Annotated in this window: 16 protein-coding genes and 1 pseudogene; 7 read left to right on the top strand and 10 right to left on the bottom strand. The window is 61.9% G+C overall.

The window, feature by feature from the left end; all coding sequences use genetic code 11:
* Together V1289_RS22435 and V1289_RS22430 are read right to left on the bottom strand one after the other, a co-directional pair.
* Complete coding sequence (locus tag V1289_RS22435) at positions 1–765, bottom strand: ABC transporter ATP-binding protein (RefSeq protein ID WP_334398886.1); 765 nt, start codon at positions 763–765, stop codon at positions 1–3.
* A 5-nt stretch (positions 766–770) separates the two neighbouring features.
* Positions 771–1,778 carry an ABC transporter substrate-binding protein gene (locus V1289_RS22430; RefSeq protein WP_442896193.1) on the bottom strand — a complete coding sequence of 336 codons (1,008 nt, stop codon included), beginning with the start codon at positions 1,776–1,778 and terminating at the stop codon, positions 771–773.
* Between the two features lie 114 nt (positions 1,779–1,892).
* Between V1289_RS22430 and V1289_RS22425 the strand changes: the two genes are divergently transcribed.
* The 3 genes from V1289_RS22425 (at position 1,893) to V1289_RS22415 (ending at position 7,632) form a co-directional block, all read left to right on the top strand.
* Positions 1,893–2,612, top strand: coding sequence for a GntR family transcriptional regulator (locus V1289_RS22425; protein ID WP_334398884.1), 720 nt, complete (start codon positions 1,893–1,895; stop codon positions 2,610–2,612).
* A 265-nt stretch (positions 2,613–2,877) separates the two neighbouring features.
* Positions 2,878–3,306 (top strand): response regulator, encoded by a 429-nt coding sequence (locus V1289_RS22420; RefSeq protein WP_309181165.1) that lies wholly within the window; start codon positions 2,878–2,880, stop codon positions 3,304–3,306.
* 69 nt (positions 3,307–3,375) lie between these two features.
* Complete coding sequence (locus V1289_RS22415; RefSeq protein WP_334398882.1) at positions 3,376–7,632, top strand: PAS domain S-box protein; 4,257 nt, start codon at positions 3,376–3,378, stop codon at positions 7,630–7,632.
* A gap of 191 nt (positions 7,633–7,823) precedes the next feature.
* Here V1289_RS22415 and V1289_RS22410 read toward each other — a convergent pair whose 3' ends face one another.
* Positions 7,824–8,459, bottom strand: coding sequence for a response regulator transcription factor (locus V1289_RS22410; protein ID WP_309181163.1), 636 nt, complete (start codon positions 8,457–8,459; stop codon positions 7,824–7,826).
* Between the two features lie 154 nt (positions 8,460–8,613).
* Between V1289_RS22410 and V1289_RS22405 the strand changes: the two genes are divergently transcribed.
* Positions 8,614–8,958, top strand: a complete 345-nt coding sequence (locus V1289_RS22405; protein WP_334398881.1) for a hypothetical protein — start codon at positions 8,614–8,616, stop codon at positions 8,956–8,958.
* Between the two features lie 126 nt (positions 8,959–9,084).
* Here the strand turns inward: V1289_RS22405 and V1289_RS22400 are convergent, their stop codons facing one another.
* The 7 genes and pseudogenes from V1289_RS22400 to V1289_RS22370 all read right to left on the bottom strand — a co-directional run bounded on the left by V1289_RS22400 (position 9,085) and on the right by V1289_RS22370 (position 14,552).
* Entirely contained in the window at positions 9,085–9,405 is a 321-nt protein-coding gene (locus tag V1289_RS22400) for a PilZ domain-containing protein (RefSeq protein ID WP_309181161.1), read from the bottom strand.
* A gap of 3 nt (positions 9,406–9,408) precedes the next feature.
* Entirely contained in the window at positions 9,409–10,281 is an 873-nt protein-coding gene (locus V1289_RS22395; protein ID WP_334398880.1) for a CheR family methyltransferase, read from the bottom strand.
* A gap of 32 nt (positions 10,282–10,313) precedes the next feature.
* Positions 10,314–10,703, bottom strand: a complete 390-nt coding sequence (locus V1289_RS22390; protein ID WP_334398879.1) for a response regulator — start codon at positions 10,701–10,703, stop codon at positions 10,314–10,316.
* Between the two features lie 42 nt (positions 10,704–10,745).
* Positions 10,746–10,931, bottom strand: a pseudogene (locus tag V1289_RS22385) (chemotaxis protein CheW); the annotation flags it as partial.
* A 440-nt stretch (positions 10,932–11,371) separates the two neighbouring features.
* On the bottom strand, positions 11,372–12,610 hold the full coding sequence (locus tag V1289_RS22380; protein WP_334398878.1) for a flagellin N-terminal helical domain-containing protein: 1,239 nt from the start codon (positions 12,608–12,610) through the stop codon (positions 11,372–11,374).
* Positions 12,611–12,821: 211 nt separating this feature from the next.
* On the bottom strand, positions 12,822–13,985 hold the full coding sequence (locus V1289_RS22375; protein ID WP_334398877.1) for a flagellin N-terminal helical domain-containing protein: 1,164 nt from the start codon (positions 13,983–13,985) through the stop codon (positions 12,822–12,824).
* Between the two features lie 231 nt (positions 13,986–14,216).
* Positions 14,217–14,552 (bottom strand): response regulator, encoded by a 336-nt coding sequence (locus tag V1289_RS22370; protein WP_334398876.1) that lies wholly within the window; start codon positions 14,550–14,552, stop codon positions 14,217–14,219.
* 63 nt (positions 14,553–14,615) lie between these two features.
* Here V1289_RS22370 and V1289_RS22365 point away from each other — a divergent pair, with 63 nt between their 5' ends.
* The 3 genes from V1289_RS22365 (at position 14,616) to V1289_RS22355 (ending at position 16,924) form a co-directional block, all read left to right on the top strand.
* A complete protein-coding gene (locus tag V1289_RS22365) occupies positions 14,616–15,302 on the top strand; it encodes a Crp/Fnr family transcriptional regulator (protein WP_334398875.1) in 687 nt (228 codons plus the stop codon).
* A gap of 212 nt (positions 15,303–15,514) precedes the next feature.
* Positions 15,515–16,234 (top strand): Crp/Fnr family transcriptional regulator, encoded by a 720-nt coding sequence (locus V1289_RS22360; RefSeq protein WP_334398874.1) that lies wholly within the window; start codon positions 15,515–15,517, stop codon positions 16,232–16,234.
* Between the two features lie 297 nt (positions 16,235–16,531).
* A complete protein-coding gene (locus tag V1289_RS22355) occupies positions 16,532–16,924 on the top strand; it encodes a response regulator (protein ID WP_334398873.1) in 393 nt (130 codons plus the stop codon).
* Positions 16,925–17,009 lie beyond the last annotated feature (85 nt).

The following is a 17,009-nucleotide window of genomic DNA, read 5'->3' as shown; positions in this document are numbered from 1 at the left end:
CTAATGTGCGGTCGCCGTATCGGCGAACAGCAGATCGTGGATCTGCTTTTCCAGCCGGGCGGCGCTGCCGTCCTCACCCGAGATCTGATCGACATCGACGACCTCGGCCTTGACCCGGCCGGGATGCGGCGACAGCAGCAGAATCCGGTTGCCGATCTTGATCGCTTCCGCGATCGAATGGGTGACGAACAAGACGGTGAACTTGGTTTCGGCCCAGAGCTGCAGCAATTCGTCCTGGCAGGTCCGCCGCGTCAGCGCATCCAGCGCCGCGAACGGTTCGTCCATCAAGAGAATATCGGGCTCCATCGCCATGCCGCGCGCGATCGCGACGCGCTGCTTCATGCCGCCGGACAGCGTATGCGGATAGCTGTCGACGACGCGGGTGAGGCTGACTTTCTCGATATAGGCGCGGGCGCGGGCTTCGGCTTCCTTTTTCGGCAGCCGCCGCGTCATCAGCAGCGGAAACATCACGTTTTCCAGCACCGACTTCCACGGCAGCAGCTGGTCGAACTCCTGAAAGATCATCATCCGGTCGGCGCCGGGCTCTGATATCTCACGCCCCGAGATCCGCATCTTGCCTTCGCTCGGCGTCATGTAGCCACCGACCGCCTTCAACAAAGTCGACTTGCCGCAGCCGGAGGGACCGAGCAGCACGAAGCGATCGGAACGATCGACCGAGAAGGAGACCCGCTCGGTTGCGGTAACGACCGCGCTGGAAGTCTTGTAGCGCAGGGTCACGTCACTGACATCGAGGAGCGGCGCCATCTGCTTCAGCTGCCTTTCAGATCGTGTGCGACCGGCAGATAGTAATCCGTCCATGCCTTGGGTTGGGATTTCAGCGTCCCGGTCTTGAACAGATGGGTCGCGAACTTCATCGTGCCCTGCGGCTCGAGATTCCACTCCATCATGCCGGGTTCCTTGAGCCATGCCAACAGATCCTCGACGCTGGTCTTGTCGCCGGTAACTTCCTTGTAGATCTCGACCGCCGTCCTGGTGTCGTTGCGGATCAGGTCCTGCGCCTCCTTGGTGGCGTCGCGCACCGCCTGAATGATCTTCGGATTAGCGTCGGCGAATTTTGTCGTAGTGAAGAACTGCGCCTGGCTGAGCGGCCCGCCCATCACGTCGGGTGAGTTGAGCACCACATGGGCGCCGGGCACGTTCTTCATCTCGAGGAACGTGAACGGCGGGATCGAGAAGTGATTGTGGACCTCGTGCTTCGAATTCGACAGCGCCGCATAGGCATCGGGATGGCCGAGCTGCACGGTGTTGGCATCCAGCTTCGACCATTGGTCGGCGCCGAAGGCTTCGGCGGCCGCGATCTGCAATACGATCGCCTGGGTCGAAATCTTCACGGTCGGCACCGCGATCTTGTCGCCTGGGCCGAAATCCCTAATCGACTTGATGTTGGCGTCACGGCTGATCAGCGTCATCGGCTGCGCCGAGCAGGCGACGATGCCCTTGACGCCGCCGCGGGTGCGGTCCCACAGCAGCAGCAGATTGCCGGTCCCGGTGTTGAGGATATCGACGCCGCCGGCCAGCAGCGCATCGGTCTGCGCCCCGCCGCCGGAGAAGGTGATCCATTTGGTGGTGATGCCGGGCACGCCGAGCGCCGCCGCGTGCTTCTCGATCAGCTTCTGCTTCTCGATGATGTGGGTCGGCATGTAGAAAATGCCGGGCTGCCGCGACAGCGAGATTTCGGTCTTCTGCTGCGCCGACGCCGGCAAACCCGACAGCGCGACACCGAGTGCGGCGATGGCGCCTGCGCAACTGCGCCACATCATCCTGTTCATTGAGCTTCCTCCGGCGGTGGAACCTGTTGACTTGAGGTTTCGGAAATGCACTAATGCATTAGTGCATTTGATGCAAGTCCCTTTCGATCCGACGGCTGTTTGATGGACTCACCGCGCGTCGCCTCCCGCCGCACCGCCCAGCGCTCGCTCGGGCGACTCGACCGCGACCGCCAGGCCGCGCCGCAAGTATTCGAGCGCCTGCGCGGGATGATCATTTCACTCGAATTGCCGCCGGGATCGCCACTGTCGCGCGCCGCACTGGCGGAGCAGTTCGGAGTCAGCTCGACGCCGATCCGCGACGCGTTGATGCGGCTCGAGGAAGAGGGCCTGGTCGACGTCTTCCCGCAATACGCCACGGTGGTCAGCCGGGTCGATGTGCGGCTGGCCCAGCAGGCGCATTTCCTGCGGCAGGCCGTCGAGCTGGAAATCGTGCGCGGGCTCGCCATCAGCCATGATGCCGCGGTTGCCGCCGACCTCAACCGGACCATTGCGCTGCAGCAGCAATTCGCCAAGGCCGGCGACTTCGAAAAGTTCATGGCCGCCGACAACGAGTTTCATGCCCAGCTCTATGCGGCCTGCGACAAGCAGGACATCTGGGTGCTGGTGAAGAGCCGCAGCGGGCATATTGACCGGCTGCGCCGGCTTCATCTGCCGTCGCCCGGCAAGGCGCAGGATATCGTGCGGCATCACAAGCTGATTGCGAAAGCGATCGGCGCCGGCGAACCCGACGAGGCGCAGAAGTATCTGCGGACCCATCTGTCGGGCACGCTCAGCGAGCTCGCGCAGATTCGCGCGCGCCATCCGGAATATCTCAGCGATTGACCGAACTCAGTCGCGCCGCTTGCGAAGGCGGACCGGCGCACCTGTTGCAAGAATTTGCGCCTAATCCGATTTGCCGCTGCATCGCCCACGATCCCGTCTGCCCACAACCATGCATATGACGCGAATTTGACGTAGCGCTTTAACTGTTCCGACGGAACGCCTGTGGCAGGAACAGGTTGCACCTGAAGGTAGATTCGCAGAATCTGCCTTGGCGTGGTTCCTTGGCGTGGTTCCTTGGCGTGATTCCAGGCTGGAGAAGGCTGAGTTGGCGAAGATCCTGATTGTGGACGACGACAGCGCCGTGCAACTGACCATCCGCCTGCTGCTCGAACGCGCCGGGCACAGCGTTGTCACTGCCAGCGATGGCCGCAACGGGTTGGCGCAATTCGAATCCGGCGATTTCGACCTGCTGTTTCTCGACATCTTCATGCCGGGAATGGACGGGTTCGAGACGATGCGGCTGGTGCATCAGCACAAGCCGCTCACTCCGATCGTCGTGATCTCCGGCCGGCCGATGCCCTCGGATTCAGGCCCGGATTTCCTGACCATGGCAATGAAGCTCGGGGCTGTCTCGCAGTTGCAAAAGCCTTTCAAGCCGGCGGAGCTGCTGGCGGCCGTGGCGGGGTGCCTTGAAGCAGCAAAGCGTCTGTCGGCCTCATCCCGGCCCGCCAGTGGTGTTGCCTCCAGCCCCTAATGCGAAATAGCATTGTTGCGTTTCGTCCGGCTCATTGCCTGAGGCGAACGGGGGGCCGCCACAGCCAAAATGACGCTCACAACCAGGCTTGCCATCGCGATGATTGCGTTGGTCGCGATCGCGGTATCCGCGGTCGGATGGCTGAGCTATCGCAACCTGGAACAGGCGCTGCTGCCACGTGTGCTGGATCGGATCGAGACGCATTCGCGTTTCATCGCCGCCGAACTGGATTCCCACGTTCGCAGCGGCCACGGCGACATCACCACCTTTCAAGGCCTGGCGGCGGTCGCCGGCTTGATGCGCGCGCGTCTCAATGGCGGGATCGATCCCGTCGATCAAACCACCGAGGCGGTTTGGCGCGAACGGCTGGCGGGCCGGCTGGCCGCCCAGATGGCGCTCAAGCCGGCCTATTCGCTGCGCTTTATCGGGGTAGCGGACGGTCACAGGGAAATCGTTCGCGTCGACCGCTCCGGACCGAACGGCGCGGTGCGCATCGTCCCGGAAGCAGAGCTGAAGCGGGTCGGCGATGCGCCTTATTTCCGGGACACGATCAAGTTGGCCGCGGATGAAATATACGTCTCGCCGGTCAGCTTCAGCGAAGAGAACGGTGTCATCGAAACGCCGCACGCGGCGATATTGCGGATCGCCAAGCCGGTTCTGGCAGCCGACGGCAAGCCGTTCGGGATCGTCATCGTCAATGTCGACATGCGTCCCGCGCTCGACCGCGTCCGGTCATCGGTGCGGCCGGGCGAAAAAGTGTATGTCGTCGACGGCAGGGGCGACTATTTGGTTCACCCCGATCGCTCGCACGAATTCGGCTCGCAACTAGGCGCTCCGACCGACTGGCGGCGCGACATGCCGTATTTGGCTGCATCGCTGGGCGCGGCGCAAGGTTTCGCGCGCATCATACCCGATCAGGCCGCGCCGCCGAGCGCCGTGGCGTTCGCGCCAGCCGTGCTGTCCGGCAGCGAGTGGGTCGCGGTCATCGAAGCGGTGCCGAACGCCGCCTTCATGGCGCCGGCGGCGGCGATCCAGAATAGTTCGATACTTGTCGGGTTGATCGCGGTGCTCTGCGCCGCGGCGCTGGCGCTATTGATCGCGCGGTCGCTGACCCGGCCGATCGTCGAGTTGACCCGGGCTGTCGAAGCGGCCCCCCGGGATGGCATGGCCGCCATTCCCGTCGCCGCGGGCGGCGAGACCGGCGTACTCGCGCGCGCGTTCGCGCATGTGATGGAGGAAGCGAACGCCAAGACCGTCGCGCTCGAACGCGAAGTCGAGGAGCATCGTCGTACGGTCGCGGCACGCGACCACCATGCGGAGCGCGAGCGCCTTTTCAGCGCCGCGGTCGAATCATCCAACGACGCCATCATTACGATGTCGCTCGACGGCACGATAACCGGCTGGAACTCGGCCGCGGAACGCCTGTTCGGCTACGCCGCGGCAGAAGCGGCGGGCAAGAACATCAGCCTCATCATCCCCGCCGATCGGCTGTCGGAGGTGCAGGACACCGTGCGCCGGATCGGCTGGGGCGAAAGCATCGAGCACAACGAGACCGTGCGTTTGCGAAAGGACGGCAGTCTGGTCGAGGTCTCGCTCAGCATATCCCCGATCAAGGCCCCCTCGGGGGCGACCATCGGCATATCGAAGGTCGCCCGCGACATTACCGACAGCAACAAGACCAGACTGGCGCTCCGGCAACAGGCCGAGGAGCGCCGCCGGATCTTCGAGACCTCTCAGGATCTGATCCTGGTGATGGACGCCAGCGGCATTCTGGTTCAGGTGAGCCCCAGTTCCCAATCCATCCTGGGATACTTGCCGCAGGAAATGGTCGGTCGCGACGCGCTCGAATTCACCTATGTCGAGGATATCGCGAGGTCCAACGAGGAAGTCCGCGCGGAACGGCGCGGGCAACGAACGCGCAACTTCAGCTCGCGTTGCGTCCACAAGGACGGCAGAGTCGTAACGCTGTCATGGATGGGGGTGTGGTCCGAGCCGGTCAGGCGATTTTTCTATATCGGCCGCGACATGACCGAAAGCCAGCAGGCGCAGGAAACCTTGCGCGAGAGCGAACAACTGGCGCGCGGCATCATCAACAGCGCGATCGACGCCTTCGTCCAGGTCGATCAGCGCGGCATCATCCGGGACTGGAATCCGCAAGCCGAGATCATGCTCGGATGGCCGCGCGAGGACGTGCTTGGGAAGAATGTATTCGAATTGATGGGCCGGCAAGATGGGCCCGGCCCCGTGAGAGTAGCTCTGGAACGCTTCCTGCTTTCCGGGCGGGAGCAGGTCCAGCAGCCGCGCCGTGAAGTCCAGATCAAACGGCGCGACGGAACGGTATTTACCGCGGAATTGAGCATCACCGCGCTGAGGACCCGCGATGGTTTTGTGTTCAACGGGTTCATCCGCGACGTTACCGAACGAAACCGCACCCAGCAGACGCTGCGACAGCAAGCCGAAGAACTGCGGCGCATTTTCGAAACGTCGCAGGACCTGATCATGGTGATGGATTCAAGGGGGTCCCTGGTTCAGATCAGCCCGGGCTGTGAAACCATATTGGGCTATTCGCCAAATGAAATGATCGGCCGCACCGGGGTCGACTTCATCGATCCCGGCCACCTGGAGAACTCGCGCGAGGAGATGCGCGCCCTGCGGCGCGGGGAGCGTCCGAAGATTGCGGACACACGGTGCGTCCACAAGGACGGACGGAAGGTGTGGCTGTCCTGGCTCGGGGTCTGGTCCGAACCGGTGAAACGCTTCTTCTTTGTCGGCCGCGACATGACCGAAAGCCGGCTGGCGCAGGAGACGCTGCGCGAAAGCGAGCAGCTGGCGCGCGGCATCATCGATACCGCGCTCGACGCCTTCGTCCAGTTGGACGAGCAGGGCGCGATCCTGGACTGGAACTCCCAGGCGGAAAGGCTATTCGGGTGGTCGCGCACCGAAGCGGTGGGAGCGAAACTCGGCGAACTGATCATTCCGGAGATCAACCGCGACGCCCACAAGTCCGGCATGGAGCGCTTCCTGCGCACCGGAGAAGGCCCAATCCTCGGCCGCCGCTTCGAGGTCGAGGCGCTCAGGCGCGACGGAAAAGAAATCAAGGTCGAGCTGAGCGTCACCGAACTGAGGCGCCGCGACGGCTTCGTGTTCAACGGGTTCATCCGCGACCTCACCGACAAGATCGCCGCCGAGGACCGGATCAGACAATCCGAAAAGATGGAAGCCGTCGGCCAGCTCACCGGCGGCATCGCGCATGATTTCAACAATATCCTGACCGTCATCACCGGAACGATCGAAATCCTGGCCGATGCCGTCAAGGGCGAGCCGCAACTCGCCGCCATCACCCGGATGATCGACGAAGCCGCGACGCGCGGCGCGGATCTCACCCAGCATCTGCTGGCGTTCGCCCGCAAACAGCCGCTCGAGCCAAAGGAAACCGATGTCAACACGCTGATCATCGAGACCGCCAGACTGCTGCAGCGAACGCTCGGCGAGCAGGTCGAGATCGAATCGGTATTCGAAGACGAAGCCTGCCTGGCGATCGTCGATCCCAATCAGCTCGCCACCGCAATCCTCAATCTCGCCCTCAACGCCCGCGACGCCATGCCCGGTGGCGGCAAGCTGATCATCGAAACCGGCACGGTCGTGCTCGATGAGAACTACACCAGGACCCATGGCGACGTGCGGCCGGGCCCCTACGCCATGATCGCGGTCAGCGATACCGGCAGCGGCATTCCGGCGGCGATCCTCGACAAGGTGTTCAATCCGTTCTTCACCTCGAAGCGTCCCGGCAAGGGTACCGGCCTCGGCTTGAGTATGGTCTACGGCTTCATCAAGCAGTCGGCCGGCCACATCAAGATCTACAGCGAGGAGGGCCACGGAACCACGGTCAAGATGTATCTGCCGCCGGCCGCCGGCGAGTCAGCGCCGGTCGCGACGGCGCCGGCACCGACTATGGTGGGCGGACACGAAACGATCCTTGTCGTTGAGGACGACAAGCTGGTGCGGGACTACGTGCTGACGCAACTGCATTCGCTCGGCTATGTCACGCTCGACGCGGCGAATGCGACGGAGGCGATGGCGATTGTCAACGCCGGTCATGAATTCGATCTGCTCTTCACCGACGTCATCATGCCCGGCCTCAATGGCCGCCAGCTCGCCGACGAGATGTTGAAGGTCAAGCCCGCGTTGAACGTTCTGTTTACCTCCGGCTATACGGAAAACGCGATCATCCATCATGGCCGGCTCGACGAAGGCGTGCTGCTGCTCGCCAAGCCCTATCGCAAATCGGATATGGCCATCATGATCCGCAAAGCGCTCGCCGACTAGATTTCGTCGACCGTTTCGCTGCTTGTCGTCGCCCGGCAAGAGCGCGAAGCGCGTCTCAGCCCGGCAAGCGCGAAGCGCGTCTCACACTGGACGACCGGGCGATCCAGTACTCCGTGGCGCGCGTTTGTGTGAATAACGAGCGACATGGATTACTGGATGCCACGCTTGAAGCGGGGCATGACGGTGGAGGATCAGGCCTGGCGCGAGCTGGTCATCACGATCCGGACCAGATCGGCGGCATTCCGTGCCCCCAGCTTTTTCATGATGTTGGCGCGGTGATCCTCGATCGTGCGCGGGCTGATCCCGAGCTGGCGGCCGGCTTCCTTGTTGGAAGCGCCGGCGGTGAACTGTTCCAGCACCTCACGCTCGCGCCGCGTCAGCGGTTCACGTCCGGGAAAATGCAGCGACGCGATCCGGGACGCGGAGTCCTGCGCGTGCCGCCGGGCATAGGCCTCGATCGCCTCGTTCAGCCGGGTGACGATCTCGCTGCCGCGGAACGGCTTTTCAATGAAGTCCAGCGCGCCGTTCTTGATGGCGCTGACCGCCATGGTGATGTCGCCCTGGCCGGAGATCATGAAGATCGGAGCGGGATAGTCCTCGCCGTGAAGCTCCTTCAGAATGTCGAGGCCGGATTTTCCGGGGATATGGACATCGAGCAGGATACAGGACGGCGTCCGTGTCCTTGCCACCGCGAGCAATGCGGCACCGTCCGCAAAGCAGATCACCTCGTAGCCGCCGGCCGACAGCACCATCGAAAGCGTGTCGCGAACGGCGGGATCGTCGTCGACTACAAAGATCTCCCCGCGGGAGTCGGGCTTTTCAGCCATATGTCATCGTCCATGAGTGGTGAAACGTGACGCCCACCTGAATCAGGATACTTGACGCGATACCCGGATCAGAACGCACCCGTATTTGTACGGGACGACGGCTTAACGCACAAGTAGCAGCGCACACCTAAAAAGTAGAGTGAGGAGTGCACTTATGCAGAACGCAGCACGCGACGGCAGCGAAATTCGGCCCGGCGATCACGCCTACCGTTTGGTCCTGTCGGACCTTGTCTCCCTGCTCGGGCATGTCCAGGCGAGCCTGAAGCTGATCGAATTGGCGGTCGCCGGCGAAACCTCCCCCGGCAATCATGACGCTGCCCCCAACCTCATCGTGCCGGATGACGTGACGCCTTGCTACGCGCAGGCGAGCGCGGCTTTGAAAGCCTGCGACGCAAGCCTTGGCATGACCCTTCATTTCCTGCTTGATTCCGGGACATCGATGCACGTCGCGGAAGCGTTCGCGGCAAGCCCGCCGGCGCTTTCGGTGGTCCGTGCGTAAGCGGATAACGGCGCCCTGAGGGCGCATCGGCGTGCAACCGCTTTCTCGTTGAGGTCGGCCGACGGCTGGCGTCGGTTTGCGACGGGGCGTTCCTGGCGCGGCTGGGGGCGGACCGGCGCGATGGCCTCAGGCCGTCAACTCGTCTTTTTTTGACGCGGCGCGCGGCTTTTTGCCGTTCTTGCCCCTGAGGAACCGAATATCCATGTCCGTGCCATTGACGCGGACCAGTTCGCATCGGCGATAGGCCAGGCCCGTCGACGACAACAGAAGAAAGAACTCCTTGAGATTGAGGCCCTGGATCGAGCCTTCCACGGTCAGCGTTGCGTCGTTGTCCGAGATGGCGTTGAGCTGACAGTCCCGGCGCCAGGTTCCGTCGATGGCCATGATGCAAACGTCATAACCCCGGCTGAAGGTGACCCGTTCCGTTCCCTTGCTTTCCTCTGTCATCCCTCAATGTCCCGCCATCGCTGCGATCTTTGGCATCGCCAAAGCGCCCGCCCCGGATGCCGGCCGGGCGCCGCTTGGCTGGTAAAGACCGCGCTTGTCCGGAAACGGCTTGAACACATCCGTCAGACCGACGACCGTTTCCGCCGCACCCAGCACCAGGAAGCCGTCCGGCTCCATCGTCCTGGCGAGACGGTTGAAGATGTTGATCTTGGTCTCCTGGTCGAAATAGATCAGAACGTTGCGGCAAAAGATGACGTCGAAAACCCCGAGCTGGGAAAAGTCGTGCAGCAAATTCAGCTGCCGATGCTGAACCATGGCGCGGATGTCGGCGTTGATCTGCCAGAGCTCTCCGTTTTGCTTGAAATATTTGACAAGCATTTGAATCGGCAGGCCGCGCTGAACCTCGAATTGACTGTAGATACCTGCCTTGGATTTCTCGAGCACCTCCTGGGAGAGGTCGGTAGCGAGGATCTCGATGCGCCAGCCGGCGGTGGCCGCGCTCATTTCCTTCAGGCACATGGCCAGCGAATACGGCTCCTGTCCGGTCGAACCGGCAGCGCACCAGACCCGGATGCTCTTGCGAGCCGCCCTTGCCTTCAGCATCTCGGGCATGATCGAATCGCGGAAATGCTCGAACGGCACCTTGTCGCGAAAGAAGAAGGTCTCGTTGGTGGTCATGGCTTCGACCACCTGGGCGATGATGGAAGCCGAGCCGCCTTTCATTTTTTGCACGAGTTCGCTGATGCCGGGCAGCCCGCATTTGCGCGACAGCGGAAGCAGGCGGCTTTCGATCAGATATTGCTTGTCTGCGGACAGGTCGAGACCGGAATTATCCTTCAGGAGCTTACGCAGATACTCGTAGTCGGGCGGGTTCACTGGGGGCCTCTCAAGGGCAAGCGGACAAGATTCTAGACGGATGTCGGTTCTGCCAATTCGATCAGGCCGACTTCCTGGAATTTGGCAACGATGATATCCTTGTCGAATGGCTTCATGATGTATTCGTTGGCACCTCCGTCGATCGCGCGCGTGATATGGTCGATGCCGTTCTCGGTGGTGCAGAATACCACCTTGGGCACATCGCCGCCGGGCATACGGCGCAGATGACTAAGGAAGTGGTAGCCGTCCATCACGGGCATGTTCCAGTCGAGCAGCACCGCTTCCGGCATGGCACGTTTGCAGACGACCAGAGCATCCACACCGTCTTCGGCTTCGATGACCTGAAAATTGAGCCCTTCCAGGATACGGCGTGCGATTTTTCGCACTATGCTGGAATCATCGACAACGAGGCACGTTTTCATTTCCAGGCTCCTTCTTTGACGAGCGGCGGATGCCAATCGGAGTTATGCCGCGAGCGCGGTCTTGGGCACGATTTCGAGGACGCGATCGACATCGAGGACGACCATGAGCTGTCCGTCCAGTCTGTGGACACCGCCGGCCAGTTTGGCCATGCGGGGATCGAGATTGACGGGGTTTTCCTCGCGGCTGTCGTCGGGCAACCTGAGAGCCTCGCCGATGGGGTGAACCAGACGGAAGATGTTATCCGGAATCTTGGCGTCGCTGGGGTCCTGCTCGAACTTCACCAACTGATTGTCGACCGCATCCAGGCTCTCGTTGGTTTCCGTCTGGAACTCCCGCAGAAGATCATCCATCTGAGCACGCCTTCCAAATTCGTGTAACGGTCGCCCTCAAGGGATACCTTCAGGGCTTCACGACCTCGTTAATTTCGCTATCCGTGCTAATACGGAGAACGAACACGCCCGCTCGCCTCGCGGCCCGATACAGGATGATGATTGCAGAAGGTCACTTTCAGACAGGCGCGCGCAAGCGCGACCGTTCACGACGCCTTGGCAACGTCGTTCGTGCAGATGCGCGGCACGCAAGCCGCCATCCGGTGTTCAGGGATTTGGAATCGAGCGTGGCGGCGGGGTTTTCCCCGCCGCCTGGATCGTTGCCTTCGAAGCCGGGCTCAGCGCAGCAGCTGCAGCACGCTCTGCTGGCTCTGGTTGGACAGCGCAAGCGCCGACACCGCAATCGACTGCCGGGTGGACAGCGCCTGGCTGTTGGCCGCTTCTTCGTTGGTGTCAGCCAACGTCAGGTTGGCCGAGCCGGTCTGCAGCACGTTGATCAGGTTTTTGGCAAAGTCCTGGCGGATCTGCACGATCGACAGGTTAGAACCGAGCGCCGAGGCTTCCGACCGCAACTGGTCTGAAGCAGCGCTCACCTTGGCAATCACCGCGTTGGCCGAGCTGTTGTCCAGGAAATCGGTACCCGCGGTCAGCGGAGCAAGGCCGAGGCCGGCCGCATCGTAGGTGACGCCGGGGATGGTGAGCGTGGACTTGCCGGTTTCGTTGAAGGTCAGCTTCAGGTCGTCGCCGAACAGCAGGTTGATGCCGTTGAACGAAGCGTCCTGCGACGTCGTCGTGATCTGCGCGATGATGTTGTTGTACTGGTTCACCAGATTGGCACGCGTAACCTGCGAGTTCGCATCGGCAAGTGGCTGGCCCGCGGCGCCACCGGCCGGAGTGACAAGGGTCGCTGTATCGGTGCCGCCGATTGCAATGTTGTCCGCGGCTGCGGCTGCGCCCGTTGTCAGCGTCTGGCTTGCATTGTCGTTGACGGACGTGAGCGTGATGGAGCCGTCGCTGGCGAATGATGCCGTCAATCCAAGGCCGGCGGCGGACAACGCAGTATTGAAAGCATTGATTGAGTTGACGTTGCCGGCGCCGGTGCCGAGCGTGATCGTGGTGGCGGCGCCAGTGGCCGGCGTAAATATGAAGGTCTTGGCGTTGAGCGAATTCGTGCCGCCAACGGTCAAGTCTGCGGCAGTACCAACAACGCCCAACGCGCCTGCGCCGGCCGGCGCCAGGCTCGTCGCCGAAGACTTCACCGTATAGCCGGTGGTGGTCTGCAGGACCTGGTTGGCGATCGACTTGGCGGTATCGACCAGCTTCTGCAGCGAAGTGAGGCCGGTGTTGGCCGCTTGCAGCACCTGCACGCCGTTGCCGATGCTGTCGAGCAGGTTGTTGATGTCGCTGGCTCGGTTGTCGAGACCCTGCGCGGTGAAGAAGTTGGTCGGATTGTCGAGCGCGGTGTTGACCTTCTTGCCGCTAGCCAGACGGTTCTGGGTGCTGGAGAGAAGCTCCGCGGTAGACTGCAACGAGAGCAGGTTCTGGCGAACTGCCGCCGAAAGAACAATACCGGACATATCACTGACCCTTCCGTAATTTTACCTCCCCAGCACTACTCGGTTTCCTTTAAATTAAGGTTAATGCCGGCTTAAGTTGTTTGGTTAACGCGTTCTTACCCGAGGCGTGCCCACAACGTTTGCCACCAGGGGCTTCGCCTGATCGCGGCCCCACAACGAAAAAGCGGCGGGGTTTCCCCCGCCGCCTTGCTTGATAGTCTCTTTCGAAAGATCAGCGCAGCAGCTGCAGCACGCTCTGCTGCGAGGTGTTGGCCAGCGCCAGCGCGGACGTCGCGATCGACTGGCGGGTCGACAGCGCCTGGCTGTTGGCCGCTTCCTCGTTGGAATCGGCCAGCGTCAGGTTGGACGCGCCGGTCTGCAGCACGTTGATCAGGTTCTTGTTGAAGTCCTGACGCAACTGCACGACGGACAGGTTCGAACCCAAGGCCGACGCTTCGGTGCGGAGCGTGGTGCTGGCCGAGCTGAGCTTGGTGAGCGCCGCGTTGGCTGAGGCGTTGTCCAGGAAGTCCGTGCCCGTGGTCAGCGAACCAAGGCCGAGGCCGGCCGCGTCGTAGGTGACGCCGGTGATGTTGAGCGTGGACTTGCCGGTTTCGTCGAAGGTCAGCTTGAGGTTGTCACCATTCAGCAGGTTGATGCCGTTGAACGAGGAGTCCTGCGACGTCGTCGTGATCTGCGTGATGATGTTGTTGTACTGGCCCACCAGGCTGGCGCGAATGGCCTGCGAGGCCGCATCGGCGACCGGCGCGACTGCGGCTCCGAACGTCGTAGTACCGGGAGTTGAACCGACGGTAACCGCACCGATCGTTTGCCCGGCATAGTCGTTGGTTGTGGTGAGGACGAGCTTGTTGGAGCTGTCCAGGCTGGCTGTCACGCCGCCGGCCGCCAAAGCGGTGTTGAGCTGGTCGAGTGTCTCGGTGGCGCCGAAGGTGACGGTGACTGCCGGGAGTTCCCCGTTTGCGGCGACGCTGAGAGTCTGACCGCTCTTGATATCGGTGCCGTCAACCAGATTGGCCGCGGTGCCAGCGATGGCTGCTGCCGAAGTAACCGTCGACTTCGCCGTATAGCCGGCGGGCGCCTGCAGCACCTGGTTGGCGATCGACTTGGCGGTATCGACCAGCTTCTGCAGCGAGGTGAGGCCGGTGTTGGCCGCCTGCAGCACCTGCACGCCGTTACCGATGCTGTCGAGCAGGTTGTTGATGTCGCTGGCACGGTTGTTGAGGCCCTGCGCGGTGAAGAAGTTGGTGGGATTGTCGAGAGCCGAATTAACCTTGTTACCGGTGGCCAGACGATTCTGGGTGGTGGACAAGAGCGCGGCGGTGTCTTGCAGCGAGAGGAGGTTCTGACGAACCGACGCGGAGAGAACAATACCTGACATTTGGATTACCCTTCTGGATGAACACAACTGACGCAACGCCGCCACATTCGGGCGACGTGCCACCCTCTTCCTTACACGCTACCCATTCGTTAACTTGGTGCCTCGTAAAAATACTCGAACGCGATAATGCGGCCGCAAAAGCCCAATCGATGTGGTTATGGTGAACAGAGTCTTACCGGCGCCTGCGGCCGAGGCATATGCTCGGCTCCGCAACGGCTCTTGCGGTGCTCGCTATCTCGACGGCATGGCGTCTGCGTAACGCAATCGGCCTTCGGCAAGGCATTCGTTGACCACCGTCAGCAATGCGACCGGCGTGAACGGCTTGCACAGGCATCGCATCGCGCCGAGATCGAGAGCCATTCGCAGGAAGTCCGGCGCCGGCGCGTCGAGGTTTGCAAAGGCGTATCCCGACATCGCAACCAGCGGAATTCTCGGCGCGCGTTCGTGGAATATCCTGATCGACTCGAAGCCGCGCATGTGCGGCATGAAGATGTCGACAATCATCAGGTCGAAGAGGCTGTCCTCGAGTGCGCGAAGTCCGGCTTCGCCGCCATCGGCTATCGTCACTCCAAATCCGTGAGCGAGGGGACGCTGAGTCCAGTTGAGCTCCCGCCTTCGGTTGGAGAAGAAATGCCAGCGATATCGCGCCCTCCCAATCGCCTGTTGCAGGTTCTGCCTACGGCGGAATTCCTGTCATTGCATCCGCGTCTCGAAACCGTCGAGTTGGCCAACGAAGCCGTTCTGGTCGAAGCCGGCGCACCGGTACAACAGGTCTACCTGCCCCACAGCGGCGCCGTTGCGATGATGGTCAGCCCTTCGCAAGGGCAGGCGGTGGAAGTTGCGATGGTCGGCCGCGACAGCGTTGTCGGCGTCTCCGCAGCCCTCGATAGGGGAGTATCATTGACTAATGCCTCCGTTCTCAAAGCGGAGGATCTTCGGGTCGCCGCCGGCCGGAGCAGCACGCTTCGAAATCTCCTGGCTCGACATCAGCAGGCTCTGTCCGCGCACGCCCAGCAATCCGCGGCATGCAATGCCTCACATTCGGTCGAAGCGCGCTTGTCGCGCCTGCTGTTGCGCGCGCGCGGTTTGTGCGACAGCGAAGGGTTGCCGCTGACCCAGGAATTCCTCGCGCAAATGATCGGCGCGCGGCGTAACGCGGTTTCGATCGTGGCGCATGCGTTTCGGCAGGCGGGCATCGTCAACTACAGCGGCGGCCAAATCGAAATTACGGATATCGATGGTTTGCGGAAAACCTCCCGCGAATGTTACTGGGCAGTCCAGCGGCAATGCGACCGGTTGCTGCCGGCGAGAGCCTGACGCCTCACGGCTTCGCGCAATCAAGGTCATCGACCATCGAATCCTCGCACCTCGGCAAGCGTCGGACACAAGATGCTGATCGAATGCGTCTATTTGTCAGTTTTTCTTGCCAACAACCCGTGCCACAATCATCCTGCAATTCGGATAGTGGTTTCGCGTGCCAGGCGCCCAGAGACCGGCTTTGCCCATAAGAGCAGGAGACTGCTTTGGATATGGCTCCTCGTTCACCGAATGGCTTCCTGTCCTCGCTGACCGCGGACGATTTTGAATTGGTCCGCCCTCATCTGCGCACCGTCGAACTGCCCCAGGAACTGGTGCTCGTCGAAGTCGACGAACTACTCAAGCGCGCGTATCTGCCACATCGCGGCGTGATCTCGCTCGTCGTCAAGCTGGCGCGAGGCGAAAACGTGCAGATTGCGATGGTCGGCCGCGACAGCATCTTCGGATCGTTCTCCGCGCTCGGCGACGCCGTTGCACTGAACAGCGCGGTGGTGCTGGTACCCGGCATGGCTTCGACGATCGACATCGATCAGCTTCGGGCGGCCGCCGACCAGAGCCCGACGTTCCGCGCCACGCTGGCGCGGCATGGACTGGCGGTCTACGCGCAGATCCAGCAAACCGCCGGCTGCAACGCCTCGCATACGGTGGAGTCACGGCTGGCACGGTGTCTGTTGCAGACGCGTGATCTATCCGGCAGCGACAAGCTCGTGCTGACCCAGGAATCGATGGCGCAGATGATCGGCGCGCGCCGCAACAGCGTATCGCTGGTGGCCAACACGCTGCAGCAGGCGAATTTCATTCACTACAGCCGCGGGCATATCGAGATCACCAATCTGGATGGTCTCATCAAGACCTCCTGCGAATGCTACGCGACGGTCAAAGCCCAGTACAACAGGCTGCTTCACCCTCAGATACATTGCACGGCCGCCTGATCGCTTGCCGCGACCGGGTGACCGGTCTATCGCGGTAGTATTCCTAGGCATCGGGCGGCAATGCGCGCGCTGATTGCGCAAATTCGTCATTCGTGCCACGAAAATCTCCCCGTATAGTTACGGCCAATCGCGACACTGCGCAGGGTTTATTCGGCCCGGAGTTAACGCGCTGTTCAATGACCCCTGATAATTGTCACGGTGCTGACGGGTGCGGGTTCGAGAACAGCAGCGGAGACTTTCGTATGCTACGCGCGATCACCCTTGTTCGGCAATTTGCGAATCGCGCGGAGTTGATACATGGCTTTTGATTTGTCGATGCCGATCCTGGTGGTCGATGACTACAGCACCATGATCCGCATCATCCGCAATCTTCTCAAGCAGCTCGGATTCGAGAACGTCGACGATGCCGGCGACGGCTCGGCGGCGCTCGCCAAGCTGCAGGGCAAGCGATACGGCCTGGTGATCTCCGACTGGAACATGGAGCCGATGACCGGCTACGACCTGCTCAAGGAAGTCCGTGCGAGCCCCGAATTCTCGCAAACGCCTTTCATCATGATCACGGCGGAATCGAAGACCGAAAACGTCATCGCCGCGAAGAAAGCCGGCGTAAACAATTATATCGTCAAGCCGTTCAATGCGGCGACGTTGAAGGCCAAGATGGAAGCCGTGTTTCCCGGATCGGCCGAGTAATACTCGCCAGGGCAAAGAGCGCGGGAGCCGGCCCTGATTGAAGCAGAGCCCGGACGCCGGCCGTACTACTACGGTTGACGATTTT

It is taken from the genome of Bradyrhizobium sp. AZCC 2289, from assembly GCF_036924615.1.
Lineage (GTDB): Bacteria > Pseudomonadota > Alphaproteobacteria > Rhizobiales > Xanthobacteraceae > Bradyrhizobium.
Note: the sequence above shows the minus strand (reverse complement) of the source record. Positions and strands in the feature narration are given on the sequence as shown.